Origin of the sequence: Rhizobium sp. TRM96647 (assembly GCF_025780115.1) — a bacterium.
Taxonomy (GTDB): Bacteria; Pseudomonadota; Alphaproteobacteria; order Rhizobiales; family Rhizobiaceae; genus Mycoplana.
Genome location: NZ_JAOXHF010000005.1, coordinates 268069 through 288108, shown reverse-complemented (window position 1 = coordinate 288108; position 20040 = coordinate 268069). Strand labels below are relative to the sequence as shown.

The 20040-nt window shown below is 66.3% G+C and carries 19 protein-coding genes; 9 read left to right on the top strand and 10 right to left on the bottom strand.

What is annotated here, in order from left to right; all coding sequences use genetic code 11:
* Positions 1-45: 45 nt before the first annotated feature.
* Positions 46-600, bottom strand: a complete 555-nt coding sequence (locus tag OCK02_RS11910; protein ID WP_263813241.1) for an alpha/beta hydrolase — start codon at positions 598-600, stop codon at positions 46-48.
* Between the two features lie 182 nt (positions 601-782).
* On the opposite strand from OCK02_RS11910, the gene OCK02_RS11905 reads away from it, so the two are divergent.
* Positions 783-1583 (top strand): DUF2189 domain-containing protein, encoded by an 801-nt coding sequence (locus OCK02_RS11905; protein ID WP_263813240.1) that lies wholly within the window; start codon positions 783-785, stop codon positions 1581-1583.
* 629 nt (positions 1584-2212) lie between these two features.
* Here OCK02_RS11905 and OCK02_RS11900 read toward each other — a convergent pair.
* From OCK02_RS11900 to OCK02_RS11880, 5 genes are all read right to left on the bottom strand, one after another.
* Positions 2213-2569 (bottom strand): hypothetical protein, encoded by a 357-nt coding sequence (locus OCK02_RS11900; protein WP_263813239.1) that lies wholly within the window; start codon positions 2567-2569, stop codon positions 2213-2215.
* 119 nt (positions 2570-2688) lie between these two features.
* Positions 2689-3342: a L,D-transpeptidase gene (locus OCK02_RS11895; RefSeq protein ID WP_412178818.1), complete on the bottom strand. Its 654-nt coding sequence runs from the start codon at positions 3340-3342 to the stop codon at positions 2689-2691.
* A gap of 41 nt (positions 3343-3383) precedes the next feature.
* Positions 3384-4337, bottom strand: coding sequence for a glycine betaine ABC transporter substrate-binding protein (locus OCK02_RS11890; RefSeq protein ID WP_412178811.1), 954 nt, complete (start codon positions 4335-4337; stop codon positions 3384-3386).
* Positions 4338-4651: 314 nt separating this feature from the next.
* Positions 4652-5671 (bottom strand): ketol-acid reductoisomerase, encoded by a 1020-nt coding sequence (gene ilvC, locus OCK02_RS11885; protein ID WP_230804923.1) that lies wholly within the window; start codon positions 5669-5671, stop codon positions 4652-4654.
* Between the two features lie 45 nt (positions 5672-5716).
* The gene (locus tag OCK02_RS11880) at positions 5717-6403 is read right to left on the bottom strand and encodes a TetR/AcrR family transcriptional regulator (protein WP_263813238.1); all 687 of its coding nucleotides are present in this window, start codon (positions 6401-6403) and stop codon (positions 5717-5719) included.
* A gap of 448 nt (positions 6404-6851) precedes the next feature.
* Between OCK02_RS11880 and OCK02_RS11875 the strand changes: the two genes are divergently transcribed.
* Together OCK02_RS11875 and OCK02_RS11870 are read left to right on the top strand one after the other, a co-directional pair.
* Complete coding sequence (locus OCK02_RS11875) at positions 6852-7235, top strand: hypothetical protein (protein ID WP_230804920.1); 384 nt, start codon at positions 6852-6854, stop codon at positions 7233-7235.
* Between the two features lie 302 nt (positions 7236-7537).
* A complete protein-coding gene (locus OCK02_RS11870) occupies positions 7538-7747 on the top strand; it encodes a cold-shock protein (RefSeq protein ID WP_230804918.1) in 210 nt (69 codons plus the stop codon).
* Positions 7748-7858: 111 nt separating this feature from the next.
* Here OCK02_RS11870 and OCK02_RS11865 read toward each other — a convergent pair whose 3' ends face one another.
* Together OCK02_RS11865 and OCK02_RS11860 are read right to left on the bottom strand one after the other, a co-directional pair.
* Positions 7859-9181 (bottom strand): NAD(P)/FAD-dependent oxidoreductase, encoded by a 1323-nt coding sequence (locus OCK02_RS11865; RefSeq protein WP_263813237.1) that lies wholly within the window; start codon positions 9179-9181, stop codon positions 7859-7861.
* A gap of 140 nt (positions 9182-9321) precedes the next feature.
* A complete protein-coding gene (locus tag OCK02_RS11860; protein WP_263813236.1) occupies positions 9322-9738 on the bottom strand; it encodes a winged helix-turn-helix transcriptional regulator in 417 nt (138 codons plus the stop codon).
* A gap of 148 nt (positions 9739-9886) precedes the next feature.
* Between OCK02_RS11860 and OCK02_RS11855 the strand changes: the two genes are divergently transcribed.
* Complete coding sequence (locus tag OCK02_RS11855) at positions 9887-10774, top strand: SDR family oxidoreductase (protein ID WP_263813235.1); 888 nt, start codon at positions 9887-9889, stop codon at positions 10772-10774.
* 70 nt (positions 10775-10844) lie between these two features.
* On the opposite strand, the gene OCK02_RS11850 is transcribed toward OCK02_RS11855, so the two are convergent.
* On the bottom strand, positions 10845-11597 hold the full coding sequence (locus OCK02_RS11850) for a pyridoxine 5'-phosphate synthase (RefSeq protein ID WP_263813234.1): 753 nt from the start codon (positions 11595-11597) through the stop codon (positions 10845-10847).
* A 272-nt stretch (positions 11598-11869) separates the two neighbouring features.
* On the opposite strand from OCK02_RS11850, the gene OCK02_RS11845 reads away from it, so the two are divergent.
* Positions 11870-12988 carry a hypothetical protein gene (locus OCK02_RS11845; RefSeq protein WP_263813233.1) on the top strand — a complete coding sequence of 373 codons (1119 nt, stop codon included), beginning with the start codon at positions 11870-11872 and terminating at the stop codon, positions 12986-12988.
* A 211-nt stretch (positions 12989-13199) separates the two neighbouring features.
* Positions 13200-13874 (top strand): MerR family transcriptional regulator, encoded by a 675-nt coding sequence (locus tag OCK02_RS11840; protein ID WP_230804906.1) that lies wholly within the window; start codon positions 13200-13202, stop codon positions 13872-13874.
* Between the two features lie 50 nt (positions 13875-13924).
* Here OCK02_RS11840 and OCK02_RS11835 read toward each other — a convergent pair whose 3' ends face one another.
* Positions 13925-15052: an ATP-dependent DNA helicase gene (locus OCK02_RS11835; protein ID WP_230804903.1), complete on the bottom strand. Its 1128-nt coding sequence runs from the start codon at positions 15050-15052 to the stop codon at positions 13925-13927.
* Positions 15053-15258: 206 nt separating this feature from the next.
* Between OCK02_RS11835 and OCK02_RS11830 the strand changes: the two genes are divergently transcribed.
* The 3 genes from OCK02_RS11830 to ligD all read left to right on the top strand — a co-directional run bounded on the left by OCK02_RS11830 (position 15259) and on the right by ligD (position 20011).
* Positions 15259-16344 carry an AbrB family transcriptional regulator gene (locus OCK02_RS11830; RefSeq protein ID WP_412178810.1) on the top strand — a complete coding sequence of 362 codons (1086 nt, stop codon included), beginning with the start codon at positions 15259-15261 and terminating at the stop codon, positions 16342-16344.
* A 157-nt stretch (positions 16345-16501) separates the two neighbouring features.
* Positions 16502-17392: a Ku protein gene (locus OCK02_RS11825; protein WP_263813231.1), complete on the top strand. Its 891-nt coding sequence runs from the start codon at positions 16502-16504 to the stop codon at positions 17390-17392.
* 3 nt (positions 17393-17395) lie between these two features.
* Entirely contained in the window at positions 17396-20011 is a 2616-nt protein-coding gene (gene ligD / locus OCK02_RS11820) for a DNA ligase D (RefSeq protein WP_263813230.1), read from the top strand.
* The last annotated feature ends 29 nt before the right edge of the window (positions 20012-20040 follow it).

Here is a 20040-nt window from a genome sequence, read left to right as displayed (position 1 = left end):
TGCCGCGTCGGCACATCGCCAGATCCGGCGCCCGGCATAGCCGGATCAGGGCTTCAGCCGGCTCAGGAACTGGGCGAACACCATGCCGCCTTCCGGCCAGGGGCCGTGTCCGGAATCGGCGTTGATATGGCCGGATTCGCCCGCATCGACGATCAACGAGCCCCAGGCGTTGGCGATGTCGTCGGCGTGGTCGTAGGACCCAAACGGATCGTTCCGGCTGGCCACCACCAGCGACGGAAACGGCAGCGGGTCGCGCGGATAGGGGCCGAAGGTCATCAGGTGCTTCGGCCGGATATCCGGATTGGCGACGTCGGGGGGCGCCACCAGGAAGGCGCCGGCGATCCTGTGCCCGACGATCGGCACGGCATGGATGGCCGTCGCCACGCCGAGCGAATGGGCGACGATGACGACCGGCTTCGTTGCCGCCTCGACCTCTTCGACCAGGCGGTCGACCCAGTCCTCGCGCACCGGCTTCGACCATTCCGCCTGCTCGACGCGCCGCGCGCTCGAAAGCTTCGACTGCCAGCGGGTCTGCCAGTGGTCGGGGCCGGAATTGGTGTAGCCGGGGACGATCAGGATCTCTGCTTCGGATGCTTTCATGGTGAGGCGATGTGCGTTCGCCGATGCGCCGTGTCAAGGGCCACCGCCGAGGATCGCGTCGAAAGGCAGGACAATCGCCCGCAACGATGCTATCTTCAGCCGATCCAGGGTACCGCCGTGCGGTGGTTCAAGGTCCTGCCCTCGACGGCCCTTTCGGTTCCAACCGGCAAGGAGGACTGAGCATGGCCACATTTCACGTGATGTCGGACGCCGAGCACGCGGTCGCCCATCCCCAGATCAACAAGATCACCATCGGCCAGGTCTGGGACGCCTTTCTCCTGGGCATCGACGACTTTCGCGAACAGCCCTCGCACTACGTATTCCTCTGCCTGCTGTTTCCGCTCTCCGGCATCATCCTGATGATCTGGAGCTCGGGCGCCAATCTCATGCCGATCATGTTTCCGCTGACGGCGGGTTTCGCGCTGCTCGGTCCCCTGCTCGCCGTCGGCCTGTACGAGATCAGCCGCCGGCGCGAGGCAGGGCTCGACACCTCCTGGCGCCACGCCTTCGAAGTGCGCCACTCTCCGGCCCTGCCGGCGATCATCGTGGTCGGCCTCATGCTCCTGACGCTGTTCGTCGCCTGGCTTCTCGTCGCCGACCGGCTCTATGTCAGCCTCTTCGGTCCCGAGCAGCCGCAGTCGTTTTCGAGCTTTATCCAGCAGGTGCTCGGAACGCGGGCCGGCTGGACGCTGATCATCGCGGGCCATGCCATCGGCTTCTGCTTCGCAGCCGTGGTCCTGGCGACGACCGTCGTCGCCTTCCCGCTCCTGCTCGACCGCGACGTCGGCGCCGTCTCCGCCGTCGAGACCTCGCTCAGGGCAACGATCGCCAATCCCGTTCCGGTCGCCTTCTGGGGCTTCATCGTCGCGGTCTGCATGATGATCGGATCGATACCGGTCTTCGCCGGCCTCGCCGTGATGATGCCGATCCTCGGCCACGCCACCTGGCATCTCTATCGCAAGCTGGTCGTCCCGGCGAAGTAGCAGATCAGGACGCGACAAAGCAGTTTCTCGCAGCGCCCGGCCGCATCGCGGAGGGCGCTGCAAGACTTCAACTCTTGCGGACAAGACGTTGAATCGATTCCCTTTCGGGCATCGACACGCTCAATTTCCATAGGAAAACGCGGGAACAGCTCGGCAAGCGGAAGACAGTCCCAATGGCACCGGCGAACAGACACCTCGCCGCCGATCAGCGATCGAAGCGCCGTCCGGAAGCGCAGCCAAACGGCATGGCGCACGAAACAGCTCCGCCAGCAGCCGCCGGCGGCGCCTTCATCGCTCGGCAGTCGCCCGAGAGGCGATCTACCGGGCCCTTCCTTCGCCATACAGGCTCGCCAAGATCAGCGCGGCGATCACGCTCAGGATCGCCAGGTCGAACCATGCGAAATGATACACCAAGGTTGTCATCGCACTCTCCTCCCTGATCGTGAAACGACGAGAGGAAGTATGTGACAAAACTGTAACTATTTCAATCAGCGATATCGACGGACGCGCGCCTGCCAAGCCAGGTTGCCGCGGAAGGCCCGGCAAAACACCACAAAACGTGGCGCCCATCGAAGCCCCCTCGCATCAGTTGCCCCGGCCGGGCGGCTCCCGCCCTTGATGTGGAGCCGCTAGCCTGCTTCGGCCGGAGCCGGCGCCGCCCCCGTGGCCGCGGCCGTTGCGGGCGCGACCGACCTCACCGAACCGCTGCTGTCGATGAGGCAGGTGAACCTGCTGCCGGCCGCATCGAGATCGACGCGGTAGTTGGTCGCGTCGAGCTGGCTCGAGTTCGTGGGCAGGATCCTGCTGCTGTCGACGCCGGATGGCCCGGCTGCGGCGCTGGCGCACATCAGTTGCAGGTCGGCGGGCGCCGTGCCGAGGCTGGTCCGCGCCATGTCCTGCGGCGCCGGCGTCGACGACTGGCAGCCGCCGAGCAAACCCGCCGAGGCCAGCACCAGCCAGCCGAATGTGATCCCCCTTGCATCCATCCCCGACACGTCCTCTCTTTTCGCTGTGGCGGTCAGTCCGCCAGGCTCATGTCCACGTTTCCCGGTGCGCCACGTCACAAACCCTTGTGTCACATGCGCTTGTGCCACATGCACCTGCGTCACACGCCCTTGTAGAGCGCCGCCCCCTGCATCAGCACGATCACCTTGGCCCCGACATCGACGCGGCCGTAGAGGTCGATCACGTCCTCGTTGTTCAGCCGGATGCAGCCGGAGGAGACGTCGAGGCCGATCGTCCACGGCTCGATCGTGCCGTGGATTCGGTAGATCGTGTCGCTGTTGCCGACATAGAGATAAAGCGCGCGCGGGCCGAGCGGGTTGTCCGGCCGCCCGCCGGGCATGCCGGCCGCCCACTTCGCCGCATTGGGGTCGCGCGCCACCATTTCCGGCGGCGGCGTCCAGGTCGGGTTTTCCGCCTTGCGCCCGACGCGGACGATGCCGGCCCAGCCGAAGCCCTCGCGCCCGACGCCGATGCCGTAGCGGATCGCCTGCCCGCCCGGCTGCACGAGGTAGAGGAAGTGCTGGTTGCCGTCGATGATGATCGTGCCGGGCGCCTCGGCCGTGCGGAACGGCACGACCTGCCGGCGGAATGCCTCCGGCAATTGCTTGTTGCGGGCGTAGAGCTGGCGCGCCTTCTTCTTGTCGTAGTCGACCCACTTGCCCGTGCGCGCATCGTAGATCTGCGTCTCGGCCAGCGCCACGAGCGGCCCGAGGCAAAGGCTGGCGGCCGCAAGCACCAGTCCGAAGCGGCGCATCTTCCCAACGATCGTGCCGCGCTGGCCGTCTGTTCCCATCGTCATGGCTTGCCCCACCCTTCGACGCGCGCAGCGTTCTGCTCGACCCATTTCCTCGCATATTCGAGCGGCTCCTGGCGCTCGACCCCGAGTGCGTAGCTCATCTGCGTCACCTCTTCCGGGGTGAAGTCCACCTTCTCCAGGAACTGCGCGACCTCAGGCCGCTCCTTGGCAAAGGCCGTCGCGTAGCCGATCTGGAAATGCGCCGCATCCCAGGCGGTCGTGGCGTTCGACTTGGTAATCCAGAGCGGGTCCTGCGCCGATACCAGGTTCCATTTCGCCGGATCGTGCGCAGGCTCCTCCAGCCGTTCGATGTCGTGCAGCTCGAAGACATGGTGCGGCGCGTAGCAATAGAACACCATCGGCTGGTCGGTCGCGACCGCCGCGTCCACGGCCGCCATCGCCACGTCCTCCTCCACCTCGACGAGGCTCAGGTTCTTCTCATAGCCGTAGCTCCTGGCCCGCACCCGCTCGATCCCGGTGGAGAGCCAGGTCGGGGCGCCGATCCAGATCTCCCCCTGCCCGTCGCCGTCCGTGTCCAGCACTTTCGTCTTTTCCGGATCGCCGAGATCGGTGACCGACTTGAACGTGGCCGCCGCGGCAGGCGTCGCGCACAGGCCCTGCCAGGCGGTGATGCGATGGTCCGCAAGCTTCACCGCCCCCTTCCCGTCGACGTATTTCTTGACCAGATCGTCGAAATTGGGCCGCCAGATCTCCGGCTGGATGTCGACCGCACCCGTTTCGAGACCGACGAACGAGTTCATCGTCCCCATCGGCTTGACCTCCACCTGGAGGCCGAAATCTTTCTCGATGCCGACTTTGAGGATGTTGGCGGTGGCCTGCCCGGAGGGCCAGTTGGGCGCCGAGATGGCCAGGTCGGCCGCTTGTGCCGGCTGGGCCGCGAGCAGGCCCGCAAAAACGGCCGGCGCAAGAAGGCGCGATGCATTTCGCTTCACAGTGCATTCCTCCCTCGTTCCAAGAAGAACAGGCATTCCAGAAAGAACCGCATGCATGCGAAAGGGTCGTCTGTCGTGGAATTGTCGCTGCAACGCTCCGAAAGGTCGAAGCGCCCTCTCCAGCAGCGGGTCCGCATTTCGCCCGGGAGGATGCACCAGCTTGCTCGGCCGCGTCAACTTGCCGTTGCCAAATTTCGACAGGTGCGAAAAACAGAAGCCGGGCAGATGCCCGGCTTCCATGACGTTTCAGTTAGCCTGCGACCGGAGCCGTTGCCGGCCCGGGCGCATAGGCGGCCGATCAGATGATCGCCCGATCAGTTGACGGCCTTGTCGACCAGCTTGTTCTTGCCGATCCACGGCATCATGCCGCGCAGCTTGGCGCCGACTTCCTCGATCTGGTGGGCGTCGTTGACGCGGCGGATGCCCTTGAAGCGGGCGGCACCGGAGCGATATTCCTGCATCCAGTCCGAGGTGAACTTGCCGGTCTGGATGTCCTTCAGGACGCGCTTCATCTCCGCCTTGGTCTCGTCGGTGATGATGCGCGGGCCGGTGACGTATTCGCCCCACTCGGCGGTGTTCGAGATCGAGTAGTTCATGTTGGCGATGCCGCCTTCATAGATCAGGTCGACGATCAGCTTCACTTCGTGCAGGCACTCGAAATAGGCCATTTCCGGCGCATAGCCGGCTTCCACCAGCGTCTCGAAGCCCGCGCGGATCAGTTCGACCAGGCCGCCGCAGAGAACGACCTGCTCGCCGAAGAGGTCGGTTTCGCACTCTTCCTTGAAGTTGGTCTCGATGATGCCCGAACGGCCGCCGCCGACGCCGCAGGCATAGGAGAGCGCGAGATCGAGCGCGTTGCCGGAAGCGTTCTGGTGAACGGCGACGAGGCAGGGAACGCCGCCGCCCTTCTGGTATTCGCCGCGCACCGTGTGGCCCGGCCCCTTCGGCGCGATCATGACGACGTCGACCGAGGCCTTCGGCTCGATCAGGCCGAAGTGGACGTTGAGGCCGTGGGCAAATGCGATCGCGGCACCGTCGCGGATGTTGCCGGCGATCTCGGCCTTGTAGATGTCGGCCTGCAGTTCGTCCGGCGTCGCCATCATCATCAGGTCGGCCCACTTGGCGGCTTCGGCCACCGTCATGACCTTGAAGCCGTCGGCCTCGGCCTTCTTGATCGTCGGCGAGCCCGCCTTGAGCGCGATCACGACGTTCTTGGCGCCGGAATCCTTCAGGTTGAGGGCGTGGGCACGGCCCTGCGAGCCGTAGCCGATGATGGCGACGTTCTTCGCCTTGATGAGGTTGAGATCGGCATCACGATCATAATAGACGCGCATCGATGTTTCCTTCCCTTGCTTGTCAAACGGTCTCGGTCGGCCGCCCTATGCGTCCGCCATTGCTCCCACGCCGTAGAGGGTCAGGAAGGACGCTGCCGCCCTCTCCGCCCGCCCGGCGAATTCCTTCTTCAGCGCCGCCGGGTCGAAGCCCAGCAGCATGCGCAGGTGCGCATCGGTCACGATCAGCCCGTAGAGCGTGCCATAGGCCTCGTCCGCATCATCGAACGCAAGAAGCCCTGCCTTGCGCCCGGCTTCCAGCAGCATGGTCGCGCGCCGGCCGATCTGCCGCCGCCCCCGCTCCTCGAGAAGCCGCCCGAGCGTCGGCCCGGACCCGCGCGCGCCGCGCATGGCGGTCCTGCCGACCGTCTGCCCGATCGCCAGCCGGTTCAGCGCCAGCGAGACCTCGCCCGAGAGCACGTCGAGCAGATCGAGGGCAAAGGCCGCCAGGTGCTTGCGCAGGCCGTCCGCCGTCAGCGTCTCGGCCCCGACCTCGACGGTGCGCACCTTGCCGGCCTGGTAGGATATCATCGCCGACAGCAACCCGTCGCGATCGCCGAACCATTTGTAGAGCGATTCCTTCGAGCAATTGGCCGCCCGCGCGACCCCGGCCGTCGTCACCGCCTTCTCGCCGCCGTCGACCAGCAGCTTGAGCGCGCTTTCCAGCACGGCGTTCTGGCGCTCGCTCAAGCCCGCCCTCTCCGCCTTCGCCCGGTTTTCGTCGACGATCTGCACGTCTGCTCCCTCGGCAATCCGCCCGGTCCAAGCCCGAACGAATGCGTACCGTACGGTACGGTTCGGCGTCGTTCTATGCCGATCGCAAACCGGGGTCAACAGATTTTTGAGGGACGGGAGCGCAGGGCGGACCGCAATCGAAGCGGAGGCGGCACGATTCTTCCGGAAAACGCGCAGGACCGGCAAGCGAGAAAGCTGAACGGGAGATGAATTTGCGGCTTAAGAGCAAACATCAACCGATTGAATTGAAACATTATTCTTGAAACCTGAGATCCAGACGCGCTTTCGCGCATCATTTTTCTCTTCCCAAGACATTTCAACTCGATAGAATTGGTGAGGCCGCTCATGAACGACAGTGGTCATCACGCGGCAACACAGGACATGTTTTATCGCCTTTTACCGCCGCTGCAGGAGTAAGCAGCCAGCCCCGACGCCAAGGAGACAGAAAATGATGAATTTCCTGCCTGACCTTCACGAAGGACACGCTCCGATCACCCTGCAACACCTCTTTCGCGATGCGATCGATACCTTCTACGACTGGAAGACGGACGAACCCGAGCCTTCCGTCATGCACGAGGGAACGCTGATCCCGATCAGCACCGTTTTCGAGGCCATGCGCGGATGCACCGACATCGTGCCCAAGAGCGTCATGGAAATGGTGGCCGAACGGCTGACCAAGCGCTGGGACGGAGACGGCCCGCTGGACGTCATGACGTTCTCCACCGCCGCCCGGATCATGGGCGTGCTGATCCGCAAGCGCCGCCGCCAGGAAGGCGAGGCACAGGCGGTTTTCGTCGAGGCCTCGCGCCTCACGCCGCCGTCGCTTCACTGAGGGCTTTTGCCCGCGTTCGACACGGTCGCCGCGCTCCTGCCGGGCGCGGCAATCGCTGCTGCGCCGCCGCTTGAAAGGCGGTTTCGCGTGCCGATTTGGGACGGATGGCAGCCTTGCAGCATATCTTGACCTCATCGGGCGAAGCACTTATCTTGCGCCGCATCGAGATTTGAACGACGACTTTTGCTTTTGCGCTCCGGCGCAGTTTGACGAACTTCCCCTTCAAATTCGACTAAGACCGGATTTTCGGCTCAAAGGCCGGGTATCCACCTAAAAGACGCCGGAGAAAAAAGGGTTTCGTCATGGCAACAGGTACCGTTAAATGGTTCAACACCACCAAGGGCTACGGCTTCATCGCTCCCGACAATGGTGAACCGGATGTATTCGTGCACATCTCGGCCGTACAGCGCGCAGGCCTCGCAGGCCTCGACGAAGGCCAGAAGGTCAGCTACGAGCTCGTCCGCGATCGCAAGTCGGGCAAGATGTCTGCAGACCAGCTGCAGGCAGCCTGAGCATAGCCGGTTCCGCCGACAGCCACGCCCGTGGCTGCCGCGACAGGGATCAGAGGAAAGGCCGGCAATCGCCGGCCTTTTTTCGTTGGTGGATCTTGCCGGGACAGTGCCTCAGCCGGCCGCTTCCCGGTCGCGGGAAGCCGGTCCTTCGGCCACGGGCTTGCGGGCCTCGCGCTCGGGGATCGTCTCCCTCTGCGTGATCAGGCGGGCGCTGTGCTGGCCGCTAAGGTAGGTCCACAGCCAGCTCCAGGCGACGGCGAAGCGGCTGCGCGTTCCGATCAGGAAATAGATGTGGGCGATGCCCCAGAGCCACCAGGCCAATGCGCCCTTCATCCTGAAACGGCCGAGTTCGATGATGGCGGCACGCCGGCCGATCGTGGCCAGGCTGCCCTGGTGGCGATAGCGGAACGGCCCCGGCGAAGGCTTGCCGGCGAGCCGCGCCCGGATCAGGCGGGCGATATAGGCGCCCTGCTGCTTGGCCGCCGGCGCGATCCCCGGCACCGGCTTTCCGCCCTCCTGCGTCACCGCAGCCGTGTCGCCGATCACGAAGACGTCCGGCAGGCCGGGCGCCGACAGGTCCGGCGACACGATCGCCCGCCCTGCCCTGTCGGCCGGAATGCCGAGCCAGCGCGCCGCCGGCGAGGCCTGCACGCCCGCAGCCCAGACGATCGTGCGCGCGGGCACGAAGGCATCGCCGATCGTCACGCCGTCCGCCGTGCACGATGTCACCGGCACGCCGGTGCGCACCTCCACGCCGAGCTTCTCCAGCGAGCGGCGCGCATAGTCGGACAAGGGCTCGCCGAAGCCGGCCAGGATGCGCGGGCCGGCCTCCACCAGCATGACCCTGGCCTGCCGTGTGTCGACACGGCGGAACTCGCCGGGCAGCGTGCGCTGCGCGAGTTCGGCGATGATGCCGGCGAGTTCCACGCCCGTCGGGCCGGCGCCGATGATCACGAAGGTCAAGAGTGCCGCGCGCTCGGCGGGGTCGGTCGAAAGTTCGGCGCGCTCGAAGGCGAGCAGCAGCCGGCGCCGGATCGTCGTCGCATCCTCCAGCGTCTTCAGGCCGGGCGCGTACGGCTCCCATTCGTCATGGCCGAAATAGGCATGCGTTGCGCCGGTCGCGAGCACGAGCGTATCGTAGGCGACGGCGCCACCACTGGCGAGGCTGACCGTCTTCGCGGCCGGGTCGACGCCGACCACCTGGTCGAGCAGCGTCGTGACCTCCGGACGGTTGCGATAGAGATGCCGGATTGGCCAGGCTACCTCCGACGTCGCCAGCACCGTGGTCGCGACCTGGTAGAGCAGCGGCTGGAACAGGTGATGGTTCCTGCGGTCGATCAGCGTGATCCGGACGGGTGCGCCCTTCAGGGCGTTGACGAGCTGAAGGCCGCCGAAACCGCCACCGACGACGACCAGATGATGAAGGCTTTGCATGGCTTTATCCCGTTTCGTTCATGTCGAACCGTGCGCGCGCACCGTACAATCTGGGCATTCGACGGGAGGCGCACAATGGCCGTCTCGACATGCGTGCCCTGCGCTGCCGGCACGCGTCACGAGGCAGTCGTCACAAGGTTCTAGCGTCCCTTGCCGTCCTGCGCGTCATAGGCGCTGCGGGCCTGCCGGATCGTGGCGTGGTTGGCCTGCGACCACTGCACCAGCCCCCGCACCGGCGTCAGCAGCGAATGCCCGAGATCGGTCAGCCCATATTCGACGCTGGGCGGCAGCGTCGGATAGACCGTACGGACCAGATAGCCGTCGCGCTGCAGGTCGCGCAGCGTCTGCGTCAGCATCCGCTGCGAGATGTCGGGGATGAAGCGGCGCAATTGCGAAAAGCGCATCGGCCCGTCGGCGAGCGCCAGAAGCATCAGCGAGTTCCACTTTCCGCCGATATGGTCGAGCACGTCGCGGACCGGGCAATCGTCCATCGACATGGCCACGCCGTCGATGACGAGCACCCTCTCGCCCTCGATCCTGCTCGCAATCTTGTTCATCGCGGTTCCCTCCAGGTAACCAGTGGAGCCAAAACTGCCTCCTTTACAAGGTCCGTCCCCTGGTCGATGAAGGACGCACTCTCTTTTTGAGACCATATACCGGACAGATACCATCGTTTCGTCCGGACGCCAACGAAAGGAAGCAGCCATGTCGAACAATCTCCTCATCACCGGCGCCTCCGGCCAGCTCGGCCGCATCGTGCTCGACCAGGTTCTCGCATCGGGCAAGGTGGCGCCGACCTCGGTCATCGCCGCCTCGCGCGACCCCGCAAAGCTCGCCGACTATGCCGCAAGGGGTGTTACCGTGCGCAAGGCCGACTTCGACGATCCCGCATCGCTGCCGGCCGCATTCGCCGGCGCCGACAGGGTCCTGATCATCTCGACCGATGCGCTTGGCGAACCCGGCAAGCGCCTTGCCCAGCATGTCGCCGCGGTCGAGGCAGCGGTCAAGGCCGGGGCAAAGCGCATTCTCTACACCTCGTTGCCGCAGCCGGACGATTCGGCGGTCACCTTCGCCGGCGACCATCTCGGCACGGAGAACGCCATCAAGGCGAGCGGGGTCCCCTACACGATCTTCCGCAACGGCTGGTACATGGAAAACCTGTTCATGGCCCTGCCGCATGCGCTGCAGGCCGGCCAGTGGTTCAGCGCCGCCGGCGACGGCAGGATCGCCCATGTCGCCCGTCGGGACGTCGGCGCGGCGATCGCCGCCGGCCTGCTCGCCGCCGATGGGGAGAGCCGCATCTACACGCTCACCGGGTCCGTGGCCCACACCACCGAGGAGATCGCCGCAGCCGCGTCGCGGGCAACCGGCCGGACGCTCCAGGTCGTCCACGTCACCGACGAACAGCTCGCCGAAGGACTGAAGGCCGCGGGACTGCCGGAGGCCGTGGTGCCCACCGTCGTCTCCTTCGAGACCAACACGCGCGAAGGCAAGATTGCCATGGCGACAGGCGACGTCGAGGAATTGACGGGCCGCAAGTCCCTGAGTCTCGACGCATTTCTCGCCGAGAACGCCAAGGCGCTCACGGCCTGAGAGGAACGCCCCGGCATGTTGCCCCCGTAGGCCGCGCCAGCCGCGGCCTGCAACCGGATAGATCCTGACCCTAGACCGGCTGCCCGCAGGCCCGGCAGAAGCGCCGTACCGTCTCGGCCATTCCGTATTCCAGCGCATCGGCGGTGAGCCCGTGGCCGATGGAAACCTCGGCGAGCGCCGGGATGCGGGCGGCGAGCGCCGGCAGGTTGGCAACGGTCAGGTCGTGCCCGGCATTGACGCCGAGGCCGAGTTCGGCGGCGATATCGGCCGTCGCGCCGAGCGCCTCGACCAGAACGGCCGCCCGGGCCGGGTCGTCATGGCAGCCGCCATAGGGACCGGTATAGAGCTCGATGCGATCCGCGCCCACGGCCCGAGCGATCGTCAGCGCCTCGCGGTCGGGCTCGGCGTCGGCAAACAGCGAGACCCGCAGGCCCAGCCCCTTGAGCCGGCCGACCACCTTCTCCAGCAGGCCGCGGTCCCTGCGGAAGTCCCAGCCGTGATCGGAGGTCGCCTGCGCGGGATCGTCCGGCACGAGCGTCACCTGTTCGGGACGGTGCTCCTCGACGAGGCGCAGAAAGCCCTCCTCCGGATAGCCCTCCATGTTGAATTCGGCCTCCGGAAACGCGTTGTCGATCAACGAGCGGATCGGCCCGAGATCGGTGAAGCGGATGTGCCGCTGGTCCGGCCGCGGATGCACCGTCAGCCCGCTGGCGCCGGCCGCGAGCGCGATCTTCCCGAGGTCCGGAACGCTCGGCCACGGCAGGTCCCGGCGGTTGCGCAGCATCGCGATCGCATTCAGATTGACCGACAGTTTCGCAGGCATCGCAATATCTTTCCCGTTGTCTTCGACAAGCTCTAGCCTGTTGCCGCCCGTCGTTCAATCGGGCCGATCCGGCCCCGCGTACCTCCCCTTGAGCGCCTGCGTGGCGACGCCGGCCCTGCGGGACCGCAATAACGTGTGATTTTCGGTTCCCGGCCGCTTGCCGCCCTATCAGAATCAACGATAGGGTCCCAAGCTGGCGAAAGGTGAGCCTTGATCACCTTGGGGAACATGCGGGGCGGACGATCAGGGATGATCGCAACGGGACATCAGCAGTGAACAGCGCAGCGCAGGCGGCTGTCATCAGGGCGCACGTGGACGAGATCCTCTCCAGCAGGACCTTCGCGCGCTCCGGGCGTCTGCGCGCTTTTCTCGACTATGTCGTCGAATGCGCCCTCGCCGGCAAGGCCGGCCAGCTGAAGGGCTATACGATCGGCATCGACGTATTCGGCAGGCCGGTCGGCTTCGACGCCGGCAGCGATCCGATCGTCCGCGTTCAGGCCGGCAAGCTCAGGAAGCTGCTCGATCAGTATTATGACGCGGAGGGCGCGCGCGCGCCGCTGCGCATCCGCATTCCGCTCGGCAGCTACGCCCCGCAGATCGCCTGGGAACGGCGCAGCCCTTCGCAGGCGGCCGCGAGCCTGGCCGCGGCCGCCGCTCCCGCGCCCGAACCGATGCCACCGCCGCCGCCACTGGCCCGCAGGCGGCGAAACCTCCCGCGCGACAGCTGGCGGCCCGCCCCCATATCCTCGCACCTCGCCCTGTTCACGCTCCTGCCGATGCTGCTGCTCGCCCCGGCCCCGCATTCCGGCGTGGCGATCACTGCGATTGCGAATACCCGCATCCATGTCGAGAAGGCACGCGCCGCCATCGGCCTCAGCGGCCGGATTCCGGTCGTCGGCATCGAGCGCTGCTGGCCCGGAACCGGCGTCTGCCGCCAGCTCGCCGACGCCATAGAGAAGGCGATCGGCTATTACGGGACCGTCCAGCTTGGCGACAGCCGCATGAGCGGCGACGGCGACCCGCTCGCCTACCGGATCCGCATCGAGGCGCAGGGCAATGGCGAGACGATGTATGCGCGTCTCATCCATGCCCAGAGCGGCCTGACGGTGCATGCCGAGCAGTTCCGCGCCGCAGACCTGAACGAGGCCACGATCAGCTACGAGGCCTTCACCTTTGCCGGCCGCATCCTGTCGGCGAACGGCCGCATCTATCTCCATGCGCAGCGGCTCGGCGCCGCCAGCCCGACGATGCGCTGTCTGCAGGAAGCCGACCGCCGGCGCGAGCCCGGTTCCGACTGCCTGCATCTTCCGCTGCTGCAGGCCTCGACGGCCCCGGAGACGACCGACCAGCCATCCACCGACAGGCTCCCGCCCCTGGCCCGCGCGCTCTGAAACGCCCGGCGCCATTTCGGATACATCCCTAGATATAGGGGTATTCAAACCACTCCACCCAGCGCTAGTCTTTTTTGTCCGGATTCGCCACGTGCGTTCCGGAACAGGGGAATGGAGCGCGGGTTCGGGAAATGTCGCACATCTTGGCGCTCGATCCTGCGAACAGCGAGGGATGTGTGCTAATGTCGACACTTTCATGCGGGTGGTTGCCGTGACGATCAGCGAAACCAGAAAAACCACTGCCGCCGGTGAACGTGCCATTCGCTTCCTGCCGTCCGCCCCCCTGCCGGAGGACCTGCCGGAAGGCCGGCTCGCCATTGCCGACATGGCAAACGCCTTCGGGGTCACCCACCGGACGCTGCACTTCTACGAGGAAAAGGGCCTGCTCAGCGCCACGCGCGTCGGGCCCATGCGCGTATACGGCCCACAGGAGATCCAGCAGATGGCGGTGGTCAACACCTGCCGCGAGACCGGCATGCCGGTGGCTGCGATCCAGGAACTTCTCGAGGCGCTTTGCGACGCCGGCAGCCAGCAGGAGGCGGACGCCATCTTCCGCGGCGCCATGATCGCCCGCAAGCGCGAACTGACCGCGCAGCAGTCGACGATCCGCCGCCAGATGCAGCAGATCGGCGAAATGCTCGAATTCAGCGCCGGCCAGGAAATCGAGCTGAACGACAACACCCGCCCGGAAGCACTGTCGGACCAGGAACTGCGGTGCCTGACGCTGATGGCCGAGGGTTATCCGACCACCCGGATCGCCCGTGCGCTGGAGGTCGATCCCGGCCAGGTGCAGGGGATGGAAAAGGAGATCATCCGCAAGTTCGCCAGCAACAACCGCTTTCAGGCGGTGGCGAAGGCGGTGCTTCTCGGCATCATCGGGCACTGATCGAAGAACCGGCCGGGCGGCAGCTCGGCCTGCACCTCACTCAGGCGCCGTCAGCGCACGATGGTCAGCGTCTCCGCTGCGCGCGTGATCGCCGTATAGAGCCAGCGCTCGCGCGTATCGCGGAACGCCCAACTCTCGTCGAACAGCACCACATTGTCCCACTGCGAACCCTGCGCCTTGTGGACGGTGAGCGCATATCCGTAGTCGAACTCGTCATAGCGCTTGCGCGTTGACCAGGGGATCTCCTCCTCGAGGTTCTCGAAGGCGGCCTTCAGGAGCTTGATCTTCGCAGCCCCCCTGTCCATGTCGTCGTCCTCGGGCCGGATCATCAGGTTGATGCCCGGCTTCACCGTCTCCTTGGACGAGGTCATCACCTGCCAGAGCGATCCGTTCAGAAGCCCTTTGGCCGGGTCGTTGCGCAGGCAGACGAGCTTGTCGCCCGATTGCGGATACTCCGTCGTAAAGCCCTTCAATTCGCGGAGCCGGACGTTGTAGCGCCGCCTCGTCCTGTTGGTCCCGACCAGAACCTGGTCGGCGTCGAGCACGAGCGGCTGGGTCACGTCGCCCTTCCCGATCACCTTGGCGGTGCCCCAGTCGCCGTGCATGATCTCCTTGCCTTCGCGCACATGCATGGCGAGCTGGATGATCGGATTGTCGCGCGCCTGGCGGTGGATGTCGGTCAGAAGGAAATCCGGTTCCTGGCTGGTGAAGAAGCCCCCCCCCGAAACCGGCGGCAGCTGGCCGGGATCGCCGAGCACGAGGATGGGCGTCCCGAAGCTCATCAGGTCCTTGCCGAGCGCCTCGTCCACCATGGAGCATTCGTCGACGATGATCAGCGCCGCCTTCGCGACCGGGCTCTGGCGGTTGATCGAGAACATCGGCGCGATCGAGGTCTTGCCGGTCTCCTCGTCGGAGACCTCCTCCTCGCCGCGGGGACGGTAGATCAGCGAATGGATCGTCCGGGCGTTGCTGGCCCCCTTCGAGCGCAGCACCTGGGCGGCCTTGCCGGTGAAGGCGGCGAACAGCACCTCGCCGTCGACATGCTCGGCGAAATGGCGGGCGAGCGTCGTCTTGCCCGTGCCGGCATAGCCGAACAGGCGGAACAGCGGCGAGCGCCCTTCCTTCAGCCAGCGCGAGACGGCCTTGAGCGCCTCATCCTGTTGCGGTGCAAATTCCATGCGCCGACTTGGCAGGATTCGACCCTCGGACGCAAGGAAAAGCGGTGCCGCGTCATGAACGGGACCGGCATTCCGGGCTATGAGGACAGTTCCCGCACGTCACCCAGCCCCTGCATGCTGCATTTTTCAATGGCGCGTTGCAGCATTTGTTCGTAAGGAGACGCCATGATTGTCGCAATCGACATCTGCATCGTGGAATGCCCCCTGTGAAAGACAAGCCCCAGCATCCGGATGACCCTGAAGCCCGATCCGGAATCGGCCTGCTTCGCAAACCCGTGCAATGGCTGGTCCTGTTCGTCCTTTCCGCGCCGCTTGCGGTGTTCTTCGAAATCGCCGGCATCCCCGCCGGGCTGATGATGGGCCCGATGTTCGCAGGCGTCGTCGTCGCCATCAACGGCGGCACGATCCGGCTGCCGCGCGTCTGCTTCTTCGGCGTGCAGGTCGTGCTGGCCATGATGATCGCCGGCATGGTGTCGCCGAACCTGATCGACACCTTCCTCAGCCGCTGGCCCATCTTCCTTGCGATCGTGCTTTCGGTGATCGCGATGAGCACGCTGAGCGGCTGGGTGATCGCCCGCATGGGCATCCTCCCCGGAACGACGGCGATCTGGGGGTCGTCGGCCGGTGCGGCATCGACCATGCTCGTCATGGGCGGCGCCTACGGCGCCGACATCCGCCTCGTCGCCTTCATGCAATATCTGCGGGTGGTGTTCGTCGCCACCCTCGCCACGCTGATCGGCCATTTCGGCGGCCATCAGGCGATGGCCGAGCGCCTGCCGTTCTTCGGCCCGTTCGACCTCCAGGCCTTCGCGCTGACGCTCGGCATCGGCGTCGGCGCCGGCATTCTCGGCCGGCTCCTGCGGATACCCGCCGGCAGCTTCCTGACGCCCTTCGGCATCGGCGCCCTGCTGAGCCTGACCGGGACGATCCATGTCGAGTTGCCGCCCTGGCTATTGGCGAGCGCCTTCGCGCTGCTCGGCTGGAGCATCGGTCTCGGCTTCACCCGCTCGATCCTGCGGCATGCCCGCCGTGCCTTCGTCCCCACCGTCGTCTCGATCGTCGTGCTTCTGGCCTTCTCCGGCCTGCTCGCCTACCTGCTGGTGATCTGGCTCGGGATCGATCCGATGACCGCCTATCTCGCCACCAGCCCCGGCGGCCTCGATTCCATCGCCGTCATCGCCGCCTCCAGCAATGTCGATCTCTCCTTCGTCATGGCCCTGCAGACGGCGCGGCTGGTGATCATCACGCTGATCGGCCCGCTGATCGCCCGCTTCGTCGCCGACCGCACCTGAGGTCGCAGGCGCGCGCGAATCACCGCTGCCGCGCAATTCACCTGATTTTCCCCCGTCTTCAGGGTAGAGTGTCGGGAACAAAGAAAAATCGCCTGCGTTCAATTTCCTTGCTGCCCCTTTCCCGCCGGTCCTCCTGCCGGCTTCGAGGACACCGCACATGGCACCGCGCGCGCAATGGAAAGGCTTTCTGAAGTTCGGCGAGGTCGTCTGCCCCGTCGCGCTCTACACGGCCGCCTCCACGTCCGACCGCATCGCCTTCCACACCGTCAACCGCGACACCGGCAATCGCGTCCGCCGCGAGTTCGTCGATAGCGTCACCGGCGAGCCGGTCGGGCGCGACGACCAGGTGAAGGGCTACGAGGTCGGCACGGACGACTACATCGTGCTGGAGCCGGAGGAAGTGGCGGCCGCGATCCCCGAAAGTGACAAGACGCTGGCCGTCGAGGCCTTCGTGCCGCTGGCGGAGGTCGACGACCTCTATTTCGACAAACCCTATTACCTCGCCCCGGCCGATCGCATGGCCGACGAGGCCTATGCGCTGATCCGCGACGCGCTGGGGAAGCGGCAGTCCGCCGCCATTGCGCAGGCCGTGCTCTTCCGGCGCATGCGCACGGTGCTGATCCGGCCGCAGGGCGACGGGATGATCGCCACCACCTTGAACTTCGACTACGAGATCCGGCCGGCGAAGGACGCGTTTTCCGACATTGCCCCGTTGAAGATCAAGGGCGAGATGCTGGACCTCGCCAAACACATCATCGGCACGAAGAAAGGCACGTTCGATCCGACCGGCTTCCACGACCGTTACGAGGAGGCGGTGGCGGAACTGGTGAAGGCGAAGATCGAGGGCCGTACGATCGCGCGCCGCAAGGAGCCGAAGCGCGAGAAGGTCACCGACCTGATGGAAGCGCTCCGCCAGAGCGCCGCACTCGGCAGCAAGCAGGATCAACCGGCAAAAGGCGGATCGAAGACGGCGGCCAAGAGCGTCGGCAAGACGGGAGCCGCGGCTGCCGCGAGGAAGGCGCCGGCGGCGCGGCGCAAGGCCGGATGACCGATGGCGCTCGAAACCTATCGCCGCAAGCGCAACTTCGACAAGACCTTCGAGCCGCGGGGCGGCAGGACGAAGGCCGGCGGTGCCGGCTTCGTTATCCAGAAGCATGACGCACGCCGGCTGCACTACGATTTCCGGCTCGAGATGGACGGCGTCCTGAAGAGCTGGGCCGTGACGCGCGGCCCGAGCCTCGTTCCCGGCGAGAAGCGGCTGGCGGTGCATGTCGAGGACCACCCGCTCGAATACGGCGGCTTCGAGGGCACCATCCCGAAGGGCGAATATGGCGGCGGCACGGTGATCGTCTGGGATCGCGGCACCTGGGAACCGCTGGAGGATCCGCACAGAGGCTACGCCAAGGGCCACCTCGAATTCGCGCTCCACGGCGAGAAACTGCACGGCCTCTGGCATCTCGTGCGCATGGAAGGCAAGCCCGGCGAACGCCGGGAGAACTGGCTGCTCATCAAGGGCGAGGACGACGACGCCCGCAACGAAGGCGATCCCGACATCCTCGAGGAGCGGCCGGAATCGGTCAAGACCGGCCGCCTCATCGCCGATGTCGCAGGCGAAGAACCCGGCTGGTCGTCGAAGACGGGCCGGATCACGAAGAAGGCCGCGCGCAAGACCGGCAAGGCTGCGGCCGGCTCAAGGGAGGCGGGCATCGACGAAGCCGGGCCGGCGGCGATCACGCCCGGCGATCCAGCGAAGATCGAGGGCGCCCGGAAGGCACGGCTGCCGGCCTTCGTGGAGCCGTCGCTGGCGACGCTCGCGGCGAAGCCTCCGGCCGGCACGCGCTGGCTGCACGAGATCAAGTTCGACGGCTACCGGCTGCAGGCGCGCGTCGAGGCCGGCAAGGCCAAGCTCTTGACTCGCAGCGGGCTGGACTGGACGGACAGGTTCGGCAAGCAGCTCCTGTCCGCCTTCCGCGACCTGCCCGTCGGCAACGCGCTGATCGACGGCGAACTCGTCGTCGAAAGCGGCTCCGGCGCATCGGACTTCTCCGCCCTGCAGGCGGACCTCAGCGAGGGGCGGACCGACCGTTTCGTCTACTATGCCTTCGACCTCCTGCATCTCGACGGCTACGACCTGACGGCGGCGACGCTCGTCCGGCGCAAGGCCCTGCTGCGCACGATCGTTTCCTCCGAGACGGGCATGCTTCGCTACAGCTCCGACTTCGAGGACGACGGCGGGGTGCTGTTGAAGCACGCCTGCCGGCTGGGACTGGAAGGCATCGTCTCGAAGGTGGCCGACGATCCCTACCGGTCCGGCCGCAGCAAGGGCTGGCTGAAAGCCAAGTGCGCCCTCAGCCAGGAATTCGTCATCGCCGGCTGGGTCCCCTCCTCGACCGCACGCAAGGCGGTCGGATCGCTCGTCCTCGGCGTCTACGACGGCGACCGGCTGGAGCACATCGGCCGCGTCGGCACGGGCTTCAGCCATGCGCTCGCGATCGACCTGGCAAGGCGCCTCGAACGCCTGAAGGCCGATGCCAGCCCCTTTGCGGCGCCGCTCACCGCCATCGAGGCCCGCGGCACCCGCTTCGTGCGACCCGAACTGGTCGCCGAGGTCGAATTCCGGGCCTGGACGGCCGACGGCCACCTGCGCCACGCCGCCTTCCGCGGCATCCGCGAGGACAAGTCGCCGAAGGACATCGTTCGCGAGACGGCCGCAACCGCTGCCAGAGGCAGAAACGGAAACGGAAACAAGAGGTCGACCATGTCGAAATCCGCCGCCAGACCGAATTCATCCGTGGAACTGACGCATCCCGACCGCGTCTACTGGCCGAAGGAGGGCGTCACCAAGGGCGGCCTTGCCGACTACTACGCCGAGGTCTGGCCCTTCATGGAGCCCTTCGTCGTCGACCGGCCGCTGGCGCTGTTGCGCTGCCCGGACGGCATAGACGGCCAGCAGTTCTTCCAGAAGCATCCCTGGAAGGGGATCAACGAACACATCACGCTCGTGGCCGATCCAAGGGAACCCGCCGAGGCGCCCTATATCGCGATCGGAGATTTCGACGGCCTGACCGGCCTCGTGCAGTCGGCCGCGCTCGAAATCCATCCCTGGGGAGCGACGACCGCCGACTGGGAAAAGCCCGACACCATCATCATGGACCTCGATCCCGGGCCGGGCGTGGCCTGGAGCGACGTGATCGCGGCGGCCTTGGAGATCCGCGACCGGATGAAGGATCTGGGTCTTGCCACCTTCGTCAAGACCTCCGGCGGCAAGGGGCTTCACGTCGTCTCGCCGCTGAAGCCGAAGGCGGAATGGCCGGACGCGAAGGCCTTCACCAAGGATCTGGCCGACCGCATGGCCGCCGACAACCCGGAGAAGTACGTCGCGACGATCGCCAAGGCCAAGCGGGGCGGCAAGATCCTGATCGACTACCTGCGCAACCAGCGCGGCCAGACCGCGGTTGCCCCCTACTCCACCCGGGCGCGGCCGGGCGCGCCGGTCTCGATGCCGCTCGCCTGGGACGAACTCGACGCGTCCCTCGGCCCCGCCCATTTCACGGTCCTCAATGCGGGAAAGCGGCTCGCGGCGCTGCCGTCCGATCCCTGGGCCGATTTCCGCAAGTCCGCCGCCCCGCTTCCCGGCGCCGGTGCGCGCAAGGGGCGCGCCGCCTGACCGCGGCCCGGATTGATGGACGCCCCCGA

Bases quoted from the DNA above. Each gene is read 5' to 3' on its own strand.
- OCK02_RS11910 (WP_263813241.1), bottom strand. From the start codon at position 600: ATGAAAGCATCCGAAGCAGAGATCCTGATCGTCCCCGGCTACACCAAT.
- OCK02_RS11905 (WP_263813240.1), top strand. From the start codon at position 783: ATGGCCACATTTCACGTGATGTCGGACGCCGAGCACGCGGTCGCCCAT.
- OCK02_RS11900 (WP_263813239.1), bottom strand. From the start codon at position 2,569: ATGGATGCAAGGGGGATCACATTCGGCTGGCTGGTGCTGGCCTCGGCG.
- OCK02_RS11895 (WP_412178818.1), bottom strand. From the start codon at position 3,342: ATGCGCCGCTTCGGACTGGTGCTTGCGGCCGCCAGCCTTTGCCTCGGG.
- ilvC (WP_230804923.1), bottom strand. From the start codon at position 5,671: ATGCGCGTCTATTATGATCGTGATGCCGATCTCAACCTCATCAAGGCG.
- OCK02_RS11875 (WP_230804920.1), top strand. From the start codon at position 6,852: ATGATGAATTTCCTGCCTGACCTTCACGAAGGACACGCTCCGATCACC.
- OCK02_RS11870 (WP_230804918.1), top strand. From the start codon at position 7,538: ATGGCAACAGGTACCGTTAAATGGTTCAACACCACCAAGGGCTACGGC.
- OCK02_RS11865 (WP_263813237.1), bottom strand. From the start codon at position 9,181: ATGCAAAGCCTTCATCATCTGGTCGTCGTCGGTGGCGGTTTCGGCGGC.
- OCK02_RS11860 (WP_263813236.1), bottom strand. From the start codon at position 9,738: ATGAACAAGATTGCGAGCAGGATCGAGGGCGAGAGGGTGCTCGTCATC.
- OCK02_RS11855 (WP_263813235.1), top strand. From the start codon at position 9,887: ATGTCGAACAATCTCCTCATCACCGGCGCCTCCGGCCAGCTCGGCCGC.
- OCK02_RS11850 (WP_263813234.1), bottom strand. From the start codon at position 11,597: ATGCCTGCGAAACTGTCGGTCAATCTGAATGCGATCGCGATGCTGCGC.
- OCK02_RS11835 (WP_230804903.1), bottom strand. From the start codon at position 15,052: ATGGAATTTGCACCGCAACAGGATGAGGCGCTCAAGGCCGTCTCGCGC.
- OCK02_RS11825 (WP_263813231.1), top strand. From the start codon at position 16,502: ATGGCACCGCGCGCGCAATGGAAAGGCTTTCTGAAGTTCGGCGAGGTC.
- ligD (WP_263813230.1), top strand. From the start codon at position 17,396: ATGGCGCTCGAAACCTATCGCCGCAAGCGCAACTTCGACAAGACCTTC.